General features: G+C 47.0%; 9 protein-coding genes and 1 other RNA gene. All 10 read left to right on the top strand.

Features of this window, described 5'->3' with window-relative positions; all coding sequences use genetic code 11:
* The first annotated feature begins 106 nt into the window (after positions 1-106).
* The 10 genes from rnpB (at position 107) to murG (ending at position 11,431) form a co-directional block, all read left to right on the top strand.
* Positions 107-546: RNase P RNA component class A (rnpB, locus tag AB4384_RS12170), an RNA gene on the top strand.
* A 228-nt stretch (positions 547-774) separates the two neighbouring features.
* A complete protein-coding gene (gene rsmH / locus AB4384_RS12175; RefSeq protein WP_017062902.1) occupies positions 775-1,725 on the top strand; it encodes a 16S rRNA (cytosine(1402)-N(4))-methyltransferase RsmH in 951 nt (316 codons plus the stop codon).
* A gap of 3 nt (positions 1,726-1,728) precedes the next feature.
* Positions 1,729-2,046: a cell division protein FtsL gene (gene ftsL, locus AB4384_RS12180; RefSeq protein ID WP_017062901.1), complete on the top strand. Its 318-nt coding sequence runs from the start codon at positions 1,729-1,731 to the stop codon at positions 2,044-2,046.
* Positions 2,043-3,800: a penicillin-binding transpeptidase domain-containing protein gene (locus tag AB4384_RS12185; protein WP_102319691.1), complete on the top strand. Its 1,758-nt coding sequence runs from the start codon at positions 2,043-2,045 to the stop codon at positions 3,798-3,800. The genes ftsL and AB4384_RS12185 overlap by 4 nt, the downstream gene beginning before the upstream one ends.
* 18 nt (positions 3,801-3,818) lie before the next feature.
* On the top strand, positions 3,819-5,303 hold the full coding sequence (murE, locus tag AB4384_RS12190; protein ID WP_102319692.1) for a UDP-N-acetylmuramoyl-L-alanyl-D-glutamate--2,6-diaminopimelate ligase: 1,485 nt from the start codon (positions 3,819-3,821) through the stop codon (positions 5,301-5,303).
* Positions 5,303-6,676 carry a UDP-N-acetylmuramoyl-tripeptide--D-alanyl-D-alanine ligase gene (gene murF / locus AB4384_RS12195; RefSeq protein WP_017070828.1) on the top strand — a complete coding sequence of 458 codons (1,374 nt, stop codon included), beginning with the start codon at positions 5,303-5,305 and terminating at the stop codon, positions 6,674-6,676. The genes murE and murF overlap by 1 nt, the downstream gene beginning before the upstream one ends.
* Positions 6,673-7,755 carry a phospho-N-acetylmuramoyl-pentapeptide-transferase gene (gene mraY / locus AB4384_RS12200; RefSeq protein WP_017059284.1) on the top strand — a complete coding sequence of 361 codons (1,083 nt, stop codon included), beginning with the start codon at positions 6,673-6,675 and terminating at the stop codon, positions 7,753-7,755. Before murF ends, mraY begins: the two co-directional genes overlap by 4 nt.
* Positions 7,756-7,812: 57 nt before the next feature.
* Positions 7,813-9,138, top strand: coding sequence for a UDP-N-acetylmuramoyl-L-alanine--D-glutamate ligase (murD, locus tag AB4384_RS12205; protein WP_102319694.1), 1,326 nt, complete (start codon positions 7,813-7,815; stop codon positions 9,136-9,138).
* Positions 9,139-9,160: 22 nt separating this feature from the next.
* Positions 9,161-10,357: a cell division protein FtsW gene (gene ftsW / locus AB4384_RS12210; RefSeq protein WP_102319695.1), complete on the top strand. Its 1,197-nt coding sequence runs from the start codon at positions 9,161-9,163 to the stop codon at positions 10,355-10,357.
* Positions 10,358-10,369: 12 nt separating this feature from the next.
* Positions 10,370-11,431: an undecaprenyldiphospho-muramoylpentapeptide beta-N-acetylglucosaminyltransferase gene (gene murG / locus AB4384_RS12215; RefSeq protein ID WP_017059287.1), complete on the top strand. Its 1,062-nt coding sequence runs from the start codon at positions 10,370-10,372 to the stop codon at positions 11,429-11,431.
* The last annotated feature ends 13 nt before the right edge of the window (positions 11,432-11,444 follow it).

Raw genomic sequence — 11,444 nt, forward strand, 5'->3', positions numbered from 1 at the left:
CTTTTTTTGTCTGAATTGTGTAAAATTCACGCAGTTGCTTAGAGGTTTGCACCATATTTGTGATCTCGCTAGACACTGCACCCTAATCTCTATACAATCCGCCCTCGGAGTTGAACGGGTAATCGCTGCTTTGCTGATGTCCTTCGGGAGACTGACGTTGAGGTCCTTCGGGAAACTGACGTTGAAGTCCTTCGGGAGACTGGCAGAGGGGAGGAACGTCCGGGCTCCATAGAGCAGGGTGCCAGATAACGTCTGGGGGGCGCGAGCCCACGACAAGTGCAGCAGAGAGAAGACCGCCGATGGCCTCATTTCTTCGGAAGGGGCACAGGTAAGGCTGAAAGGGTGCGGTAAGAGCGCACCGTGCGACTGGCAACAGTTCGTAGCAAGGTAAACTCCACCCGGAGCAAGATCAAATAGGCCCTCACATTGCGTTGCTCGCGTATGGGGGCGGGTAGATTGCTTGAGCCTGTGAGCGATTGCAGGCCTAGACGAATGGTTACCGCCGCGCAAGCGGAACAGAACCCGGCGTATGTGTCAACTCCACCTATATAAAGAACCCATCATTACTTAACGGTAGTGATGGGTTTTTTGCTTTATATTGACGTAAATTATTTAGATTTCCTTAGAATCCTTCACCCTGATATGAGCTTGGGTCAAAAATTCCCAAAGCCTATACACAATATGGTGGAGATACGGCGTGAAATCAGTACACTAAAACGTTAATAGAACAAATTATTGCCGAACTAATGGCTCAATCCACTCACTGAGAAGACTATGACAGAAGCATTCAAACATATTTCAGTATTGCTTAACGAATCTATTGACGGACTTGCGATCAAACCTGACGGTACCTACATCGATGGTACTTTTGGCCGTGGTGGTCACAGCCGTACAATCCTGTCTAAACTGGGCGAGAATGGACGACTCTTTAGTATTGACCGCGATCCACAAGCGATTGCAGAAGCGCAAAAGATTGATGACCCTCGTTTTACGATTATTCACGGCCCGTTCTCAGGTATGGCTGAATATGCAGAGCGTTATGACTTAGTCGGTCAAGTGGATGGTGTGTTACTGGATCTAGGTGTTTCTTCACCACAGCTAGATGACGCTGAGCGTGGCTTTAGCTTCATGAAAGACGGTCCGCTTGATATGCGTATGGACCCAACAACCGGTATTCCTGTCTCTCAGTGGTTAGTTGAAGCCGATCTTGATGACATCACATGGGTTATCCGTGAGTTCGGTGAAGACAAACACGCTCGTCGTATCGCGAAAGGCATCATTGCTTATCAAGAGAACGAAGAGAACGAACCGTTAACACGTACTGGCCAATTGGCTAAGCTTATCTCTGATGTAGCTCCAAAAAGCTTCAAAGAGAAAAAGCACCCAGCAACACGTGCTTTCCAAGCCTTCCGTATCTACATCAACAGTGAACTTGAAGAGATCGATACAGCCCTGAAAGGCGCAGCAAGCATTCTTGCTCCTCAAGGCCGTTTGTCTGTTATTAGCTTTCACTCTCTTGAAGACCGCATGGTGAAGCGCTTTATCCGTAAAGAGAGCCAAGGTCCGCAAGTACCACATGGCCTGCCACTAACAGAAGAGCAGATCAAAGCGCTAGGCAGTGCTGATCTTAAGCCTGTTGGTAAAGCGATCAAGCCTTCTAAAGATGAAGTGGATGAGAATACTCGTTCGCGTAGCTCAGTATTACGAATCGCAGAAAAGCTATAGTCAATGAAGACCTCCAAACCTAACTTAGCCAAGATAATATTTTTTGATTTGATCTCCGTGGGTAAAGTCCCATTGGTGCTGCTTATCTGTATCTTCGCGAGCGCGATGGGGGTCGTTCTCACGACACACATGTCACGTCAGGCAATCACGCAAAAAGACATGGCATTGAGTGAGCGTGAACAGCTTGATAATGAATGGCGAAATTTAATGCTTGAAGAGACGGCTCTGGCTGAACATAGCCGCGTTCAAGCATCGGCAAAACGAGAGCTAGACATGAAACGTCCAGACTCCGACAAAGAAGTTGTGATCACACTGAAATGACCGGAAAAAAGGAAAAAGCCCCCGCGAAAGCCGTTAAGAAACCAACGAAAGAGCGAGTGAAGAGCGAAAAGGACTCGGATCCAATTCTTATTAAATGGCGTTTCAACGTTGTTATTGCTTTCGTGTTTCTTGCCTTTGCTGCGCTGGTTGGTCGTGTGGCTTACATCCAAATTATTGAACCAGATAACTTAATTCGTCAGGGCGACCTTCGCTCAGTACGTGTTAAGGCCATTCCTTCTGCTCGCGGTATTATTTCAGACCGCAATGGCGAGCCGCTTGCTGTGAGTGTTCCAGTTGAAGCGGTATGGGCCGATCCTAAAACGATTTTCGATAAAAATGGCATGGCCCAAATTGATCGTTGGTATGCGCTAGCTGATGTACTTGGCTTAGATCGACAATCGATGATCAACAAGATCTCCAGCGACAAATCTCGTCGTTTTATCTACCTACAAAGACAAGTTAGCCCAGCAATGGCGAAATACATCCGCGACTTAAAGCTGGTGGGTATTGGTCTTAAAGCAGAATCACGTCGTTATTACCCAGCCGGTGAAGTCAGCGCGCATCTTATTGGTGTGACCGGAATTGATGGACACGGCCTAGAAGGTGTCGAGCGCAGCTACGATAAGTGGCTCACGGGTGAAGCAGGTAAACGTACAATCCGTAAAGACCGTTACGGGCGAGTAGTTGAAAACATTGCACTAGAAGAGCGTGAAGAAGGTAAACCACTCGAATTGACCATCGATCAGCGCTTACAAGCCATCGCTTATCGAGCGATTAAACAGGCGGTAGCCGATCACAAGGCGACGTCTGGATCTGCCATCTTATTAGACGTAAAAACGGGTGCGGTTTTGGCCATGGTTAACGCACCGTCTTACAACCCAAACAATCGTGCTGATTTACAAAGCTTTAAGATGCGTAACCGCGTGATCACCGATGCTTTTGAGCCAGGTTCGACGGTTAAGCCGTTTGTTGTTCTTGCCGCTCTCGAAAATGGTACCGCGGATGCTGATACTGTAATTGATACGGGTAACGGCATCATGCAAATCGGTGGTAGCCGTGTACGTGATACTTCCAAAGTTGGTAAGGCAGACTTGGCGTTAATCCTTAAGAAGTCGAGTAACATCGGTGTGGCGAAGTTAGCACTGGATATGCCACTTGAAGCGCTACTGGGCATGTACAGTTCTGTTGGTCTTGGCGAGATGTCTGGGCTGAATCTAGTCGGTGAGACCGCGGGTATTTTCCCGAACCGTCGACGCTGGTCTAAGTTTGAAATCGCTACCTTATCCTTTGGTTATGGTCTAGCGATTACTCCGCTGCAATTGGCTCATGCCTATGCGACGTTAGCGAATCACGGTGTTTACGAACCTATCCATATCGTTAAAAGCAACGACCAAGATTTCTCAAAACAGAGCATCAAGCGCGAAAATGCTGAGTTGGTTTTGAACATGCTAGAAGGCGTAACCCAAAAGGGCGGTACAGCGACAAGAGCTGCCGTGCCGGGTTACCGAGTAGCAGCAAAAACAGGTACATCTAGAAAAGCGATTTCCGGTGGTTATGGAGACGAGTACTTCGCCTATACCGCAGGTGTTGCTCCAGTGAGTGACCCAAGAGTCTCTTTGGTTGTGATGATCAATGAACCTCAAGGTGACCTCTACTATGGTGGCTCGGTCGCAGCCCCTGTTTTTTCTGAAATCATGAAGGGCGCACTGCAAATTCTGAATGTCCCTGCTGATGAAAACAAGTTTCAAGAATAGAGCCAATCAGGATTCAATATGAGTAATAGCCTCACGCTGTCATCTTTACTTTCTCCTTGGGGTGACTTTAGTTCACCTGAGCTGGATGCGATTGCCGTTGAACAGTTGGAGTTGGATAGTCGTGCCATCAAAGACGGCGATATTTTTGTTGCTGTAGTTGGGCATGCTGTTGATGGCCGTCGTTTCATTGACAAAGCGGTCTCACAGGGAGCCAATGCCGTTATCGCACAAGCTGATGCTGAAAAGGCCCATGGTCTGATTGAGTGGTTGGATGCTGTTCCGGTTGTTTACATTAAAGACCTTAACTTGGTGTTATCTGAGTTGGCCGGTCGTGTTTACTCGTCTCAGGCGACTAAGCTGATTGGTGTTACCGGCACCAATGGCAAAACCACTATCACCCAATTGATTGCTCAGTGGCTAGATTTAGTCGGCCAACGCTCTGCGGTAATGGGCACCACGGGTAACGGTTTTCTAGACAACCTTAAAACGGCGGCGAATACGACCGGTAGTGCGATTGAAATACAACGTACGCTGAGTGAGTTGGCTGAAGAAAACGCTGTTTATACCGCGATGGAAATCTCGTCTCATGGTTTGGTTCAAGGCCGAGTTAAGGCATTGGATTTTGAGGCTGGTGTATTTACTAACTTGAGCCGTGACCACTTGGATTACCACGGCACGATGCAAGAGTACGCTCTGGCTAAGAAGAGCTTGTTTACTCAGCATAAGTGTAAGCACGCTGTGATTAATGTTGATGATGAAGTCGGTAAAGCTTGGATGGCTGATCTGTCCAATGCAGTAGCTGTGTCATTGCTTCCGTTAACTGGCTACCAACAGTCGGTATGGGCATCTGATGTTGCTTATGCAGAGACGGGTATCAAACTCGCTTTTGATGGTAGCTGGGGGCAGGGACAACTGTCTGTTCCTTTAATTGGCCAGTTCAACGCATCAAATGTACTGGTTGCCTTTGCGACCTTGCTGTCATTAGGTATCGATAAGCAAATCTTGGTCGACACTGCGCCTCAGTTGCAACCTGTGATTGGTCGTATGGAACTGTTCCAAGTGCCGAACAAAGCAAAAGTGGTTGTCGATTACGCGCATACGCCAGACGCTTTAGAGAAAGCATTGGCAGCACTACGTGTACATTGCTCTGGAAAGCTATGGGCAATCTTTGGCTGCGGTGGTGATCGAGATACAGGCAAGCGCCCTATGATGGCGGTTACCGCAGAGCAGTTCGCCGATAACATTATTATTTCAGATGACAACCCTCGCAGTGAAGACCCGGCATTGATTGTTAAAGACATGCTGGCAGGTTTAAGTGAGCCTGAAGTCGCCTTTGTTGAACACGATCGCTTTCAGGCGGTTAAGTTTGCTCTAGAGCAGGCGGGTAATAACGACATTATTCTTCTGGCAGGTAAAGGCCATGAGGATTACCAAGTATTGAAAGACAAAACGATCCACTATTCGGATCGAGAGTCAGCACTACAACTTTTAGGTATTTCATAATGATTGATGTATCACTCGAGCAGATCTGCTCAGCGGTGTACGGTCAGCTGATAGAGGCTGGCAAATCGAGCAATAGTTTGATCAATGCGGTTTCTACCGATACTCGCACCGTTGAAGAAGGTGCACTGTTTGTTGCTCTTGTAGGTGAACGTTTTGATGCGCATGATTTTTGTGGTCAGGCTGTTGAGGCCAATGCGAGTGCGTTATTAGTTCAACGAAAACTTGACCTAAATATTACTCAAGTTGTTGTTGAAGACACTAAACTTGCTTTAGGTCAGCTAAGTGCTTGGATCCACAAACAATGTAACGTGCCAACCATGGCGATAACAGGAAGCTGTGGCAAAACGACCGTCAAAGAGATGGTCGCGAGTATTCTACAACAACGTGGCAAAGTGCTGTTTACAGCGGGTAACTTCAATAATGATATTGGAGTACCACTAACCTTGCTGCGCAGTGAACCCAATGACGACTATGCCGTGATAGAACTGGGCGCGAACCACATTGGTGAAATTGCCTATACCACGCAGCTTGTGAAACCACAGGTGGCCTTAGTGAATAACGTTGCTGCCGCGCATCTAGAGGGCTTTGGCTCAATTGATGGTGTTAAACAAGCGAAAGGCGAAATTTTTCAGGGGCTTGCTGCTGGTGATACTGCTATTGTTAACCTAGAGAGCAATGGTGGTGACTTCTGGAAAGATGTGCTTGCAGACAAAAACGTACTGACCTTTTCTGAAAGTGATGACACGGCGGATTACTTTTCGACGAATATTCGCATCAACGAGCAGGGTGAAGCTTGCTTTGATATGCAGACCCCGCAAGGCGCTATCGATGTCGAACTTGGCATTATTGGTCAGCACAATGTAGCCAACGCATTAGCCGCAGCAGCACTGAGCATTCAATTCGGTGCCACGCTTGCAGAAATTAAAAGCGGTTTAGCGAATCTTATCTCAGTTAAAGGCCGAGTTGAGGTTCAACAATTAAGTCAGAATATCAAGCTAATAGATGACAGTTACAACGCCAGTGTACCGGCAATGAAGGCTGCAGCTAAATTGTTGTCGAGCTTCAAAGGTCAGCGTTGGTTGATTTTAGGCAATATGGCTGAGTTAGGCGATGAAAGCCTTGCACTTCACCGTCAAGTCGGTGAATATGCTGCCCCATTCGCTTTTGAGCATGTACTCACTTACGGTGATGATACCAAGGTGATTAGTGAAGTGTGTAACGGCACTCACTTTGCAACGCATGAAGCGATGATCGCGCACATAGAGCAGCACTTGAGCTTGCCAGAAAACGCGCCACATACCTTGTTGGTAAAAGGCGCCAATAGTGCAGGAATGAGTAAAATAGCCGCTGCTTTAAAGGAGAACTTTTCATGATAATTTGGCTTGCAGAGCTACTACAGCCACACTTTTCTTTTTTCCGTTTGTTCGAATACTTATCGTTTCGTGCAATCGCGAGCATTTTGACGGCTTTATGTCTGTCGCTGTGGATGGGACCTCGTTTAATTGAGCGTCTGCAAATGCTGCAAATTGGCCAAGTTGTTCGTAATGACGGCCCAGAATCTCACTTCAGTAAGCGTGGTACACCAACCATGGGTGGTGTGATGATCCTTGCTGCGATCATCATTACGGTCTTACTTTGGGCTGACTTATCAAACCCTTACGTTTGGGCCGTACTTGTCGTGCTAGGCGGTTACGGTGCAGTTGGTTTTGTTGATGATTATCGTAAAGTCGTTCGTAAGAACACTGATGGCTTGATTGCGCGTTGGAAGTACTTCTGGCAATCGGCTATTGCATTGGTTGTGGCGTTTGCTCTGTATGCTCATGGGCAAGACACTGCTGCGACACAATTAGTGGTGCCTTTCTTTAAAGATGTGATGCCACAACTTGGTTTACTGTACATTGTTCTAACTTACTTTGTTATTGTGGGTACCAGTAACGCGGTAAACCTAACTGATGGCCTAGATGGCTTGGCGATTATGCCAACGGTTATGGTTGCTGCGGGTTTTGCTGTTATCGCTTGGGCGACAGGTAACGTTAACTTTGCAGCATACCTACACATTCCATACATCCCATACACCTCTGAACTGGTGGTGGTATGTACTGCTATCGTTGGTGCAGGCCTTGGCTTCCTATGGTTTAACACTTACCCAGCACAAGTATTCATGGGCGATGTTGGCTCTCTAGCACTGGGTGGTGCGTTAGGTGTGATTGCGGTACTCGTTCGTCAAGAGTTGGTACTAGTGATCATGGGTGGTGTGTTTGTAATGGAGACTCTGTCAGTGATTCTGCAGGTGGGCTCTTACAAATTGCGTGGTCAGCGTATTTTCCGCATGGCACCGATTCACCACCACTATGAACTTAAAGGTTGGCCAGAGCCGCGTGTTATCGTGCGTTTTTGGATAATCTCAATGGTATTAGTACTGGTTGGCCTAGCGACACTGAAAGTTCGTTAATCCTGTATGAGCCTCTGAATAGGGGCTCTTTAAAACTATTAAGAGCATCTTGTTTAAATGGAACGTTGGCAAAATATTCAAAATGTAGTGGTTGTGGGGCTCGGTATTACCGGGCTCTCTGTCGTTAAACATCTCGTAAAATATCAGCCCCATACTTGCGTAAAGGTAATTGATACGCGAGAGCTACCACCAGGAAAGGAATCTTTGCCTGAGTCGGTTGAGCTGCATTCTGGAAGCTGGAATAGCCAATGGCTAGCTGAGGCTGATCTGGTGGTTGCTAACCCAGGCATTGCTTTAGCGACACCTGAAATTCAAGATGTGCTTCAAGCGGGTACGCCTGTCGTTGGCGACATCGAGCTGTTTGGTTGGGCTGTAGATAAGCCTGTTGTGGCGATTACTGGTTCAAACGGTAAGAGTACCGTGACTGATCTGACTGGTGTGCTTGCTAAGGCTGCTGGGCTTAATGTTGGCGTTGGCGGCAATATTGGCATTCCTGCCCTAGACCTTCTAGACCTTCTAGAACTTGATGCGGATTTATATGTGCTTGAGCTTTCAAGCTTCCAGTTAGAAACCACATCGAACCTAAACCTTGTAGCAGCAGCCTTTTTGAACCTGTCAGAAGATCACATGGATCGCTATCAGGGTATGGCTGATTATCGTGAAGCCAAGTTAAGAATTTTTAATAACGCGCAGTGTGCGATTGTTAATCGTGAAGACAAAGAGACTTACCCTGACCAGACAATGCCATTGTTGACTTTTGGCCTAGATAACCAAGAGTTTGGTGTATCAACGATTGATAGTACTGAGTGGTTGGTCGATCACGGTAAACCTGTCCTTGCTACCCAAGATTTAACATTGGTTGGACGTCACAATGTGGCGAATGCGTTAGTCTCACTTGCACTATTGAAGCAAGTTGGTATCGACTACAGCAAAAGTCTTGATGCTTTGAAGGCCTATAACGGTTTGACGCATCGTTGCCAAGTCGTGGCTGACAAGCGCGAAATCAAATGGGTTAATGACTCCAAAGCAACGAATGTAGCCAGCACATTGGCAGCCCTGTCTGGGTTGGAGTATCAAGGTACGTTATATCTTTTGGTTGGCGGCGTTGGTAAAGGTGCTGACTTTAGTGAGCTTGAACCAGTATTGGCGCAACTTGAGCGTGTTCAGCTGTGTTGTTTCGGTGAAGATGCAGATCAATTCATGCCTCTGCACCCATCGGCACAAAAGTTCGATACCATGCAGCAGATAATCGAATCTATCTCGCCACAGCTGGTGGCTAGAGATATGGTGATGCTGTCTCCGGCGTGCGCAAGCTTCGATCAATTTAATAATTTCATGGCAAGAGGTGATGCGTTCACTGAGCTTGCTCATGAGTATGCTTAACGTGTTGAAGGACTAACATTCAGTGCAAAGAGTCAAAGAGATTAATCAATCCATCTGGCAGTGGCTAAACCGTGCTACTCCCGAGGCGCTTTACGATCGTCAATTGGTGTGGATTGCTCTTGGGCTAATGCTGACAGGTTTGGTGATGGTGACGTCTGCTTCGTTCCCCATCAGTGCTCGTTTAACCGATCAGCCGTTTCACTTTATGTTCCGTCATGCCATCTTCCTTGTATTGGCGTTAGGTGTCTCTAGCATCATATTGCAAATCCCGATGCAACGCTGGTTTCAATACAGTATGTATCTACTGGGCTTGTCCTTCTTCTTGCTGATTGTGGTATTAGCCGTCGGTAAGTCGGTTAACGGCGCATCGCGTTGGATCCCATTAGGGCTATTTAACTTACAACCCGCTGAAGTCGCCAAGTTATCGCTGTTTATCTTTATGGCGGGCTACTTGGTTCGGAAGCAAGATGAAGTGAGAAAAACCTTCTTCGGTGGTTTTGGTAAACCGATCATGGTATTCGGCGCTTTTGCCGTGCTGCTGCTAGGCCAGCCCGATTTAGGTACTGTGGTCGTAATGCTAGTGACCCTGTTCGGCATGCTATTCATTGCTGGTGCCAAGCTTTCACAGTTTATCGCCTTGATGGTGGCAGGTATTGCCGCGGTCGTCGGTTTGATTGTTATAGAGCCTTATCGTGTTCGACGTGTTACCTCATTCTGGGAACCTTGGAACGACCCGTTCGGCAGTGGTTACCAGTTAACTCAGTCATTGATGGCGTTTGGCCGTGGTGATTGGATGGGGCAAGGGCTCGGTAACTCAATTCAGAAACTCGAATACTTACCCGAAGCGCACACCGATTTTGTATTTGCTGTGTTGGCAGAAGAATTGGGTTTTGTTGGCGTGACCTTGGTCTTGATACTCATCTTTAGCTTGGTTTTTAAAGCCATTTTTATTGGCAAAAAAGCCTTTGAACACGATCAAGTGTTCAGCGGCTATCTGGCTTTTGGTATTGGTATTTGGTTTGCGTTTCAGACGCTTGTTAACGTAGGTGCTGCATCTGGCATCGTTCCGACCAAAGGTCTAACCCTACCGCTAATCAGTTATGGTGGTTCGAGTTTAATTGTTATGTCTGTGGCGGTATCAATGCTGCTGCGCATTGACCACGAATGCCGAATGCAACAAAAAGAACAAGCTGATAGTCAAAACGAATTAGTAGAATAAGAATCTAACGTGATGAAACAAAACAAAAAACTTTTAGTGATGGCTGGTGGTACTGGCGGTCACGTTTTCCCAGGGTTAGCAGTAGCGAAAAAGCTTCAGCAACAAGGTTGGGAAATTCGCTGGTTAGGCACAGCAGACAGAATGGAAGCGGATTTAGTGCCAAAGCATGGCATTGAAATCGACTTCATCAAAGTGAAAGGCCTGCGTGGTCAAGGCATTAGCAAGTTAATTAAAGCGCCGTTCCAGATTATTAATGCCATACTTCAAGCAAGACAACACATTAAAGCATGGCAGCCTGATGTGGTACTTGGCATGGGTGGTTACGTGAGTGGCCCGGGTGGTATCGCGGCATGGTTGTCTGGCATTCCAGTGGTTCTCCATGAACAAAATGCAGTGGCAGGTTTAACCAACCAATGGCTGTCTAAGATTGCTAAAAAGGTTTTCCAAGCTTTCCCTGGTGCGTTTCCTACCGCAGAAGTGGTGGGTAACCCAGTACGCGAAGATGTGGTTGCCTTAGCTGAACCCGAGCAACGCATGGCGGAGCGTGACGGCGATATTCGCATCTTGGTTATGGGCGGCAGTCAGGGCGCAAAAATCCTAAACGATACCTTGCCAGTAACGATGGCGCAGCTTGGTGAAGGCTTCACTGTGATGCACCAAGCGGGTAAGAACAATCAACAACAAGTTATTGAGCAATACAAATCACATTCTGTTGGTAATGTTCAAGTGACTGAATTTATTGATGATGTGGCGCAAGCTTATGAGTGGGCAGATCTATTAGTGTGTCGCTCAGGTGCATTAACCGTATCAGAAGTGTCTGCGGCAGGTGTCGGTTCTATCTTCGTTCCGTTTATGCACAAAGACAGACAACAAGCGTTGAATGCCGACCATTTAGTTGAATGTGGCGCAGCGTTAATGATTGAACAGCCTCAACTAACGGCTGATAAGCTAGCGAACACTATCACGCAGCTTGATAGAAATGAATTAAAAATGATGGCAACAAAAGCTCGTCAAGCCGCCAAGCTTGATGCTGATGTGACCGTCGCTGAAGCGATTAAAGCTTTAGCAAAATAATGAGATTGAATTG

The organism is Vibrio sp. 10N.261.51.A4, assembly GCF_041471945.1.
Taxonomy (GTDB): domain Bacteria; phylum Pseudomonadota; class Gammaproteobacteria; order Enterobacterales; family Vibrionaceae; genus Vibrio; species Vibrio crassostreae_C.

Excerpts from the sequence above, each read along its gene's own strand:
- rsmH (WP_017062902.1), top strand. The coding sequence starts at position 775 with ATGACAGAAGCATTCAAACATATTTCAGTATTGCTTAACGAATCTATT.
- ftsL (WP_017062901.1), top strand. The coding sequence starts at position 1,729 with ATGAAGACCTCCAAACCTAACTTAGCCAAGATAATATTTTTTGATTTG.
- AB4384_RS12185 (WP_102319691.1), top strand. The coding sequence starts at position 2,043 with ATGACCGGAAAAAAGGAAAAAGCCCCCGCGAAAGCCGTTAAGAAACCA.
- murE (WP_102319692.1), top strand. The coding sequence starts at position 3,819 with ATGAGTAATAGCCTCACGCTGTCATCTTTACTTTCTCCTTGGGGTGAC.
- murF (WP_017070828.1), top strand. The coding sequence starts at position 5,303 with ATGATTGATGTATCACTCGAGCAGATCTGCTCAGCGGTGTACGGTCAG.
- mraY (WP_017059284.1), top strand. The coding sequence starts at position 6,673 with ATGATAATTTGGCTTGCAGAGCTACTACAGCCACACTTTTCTTTTTTC.
- murD (WP_102319694.1), top strand. The coding sequence starts at position 7,813 with ATGGAACGTTGGCAAAATATTCAAAATGTAGTGGTTGTGGGGCTCGGT.
- murG (WP_017059287.1), top strand. The coding sequence starts at position 10,370 with ATGAAACAAAACAAAAAACTTTTAGTGATGGCTGGTGGTACTGGCGGT.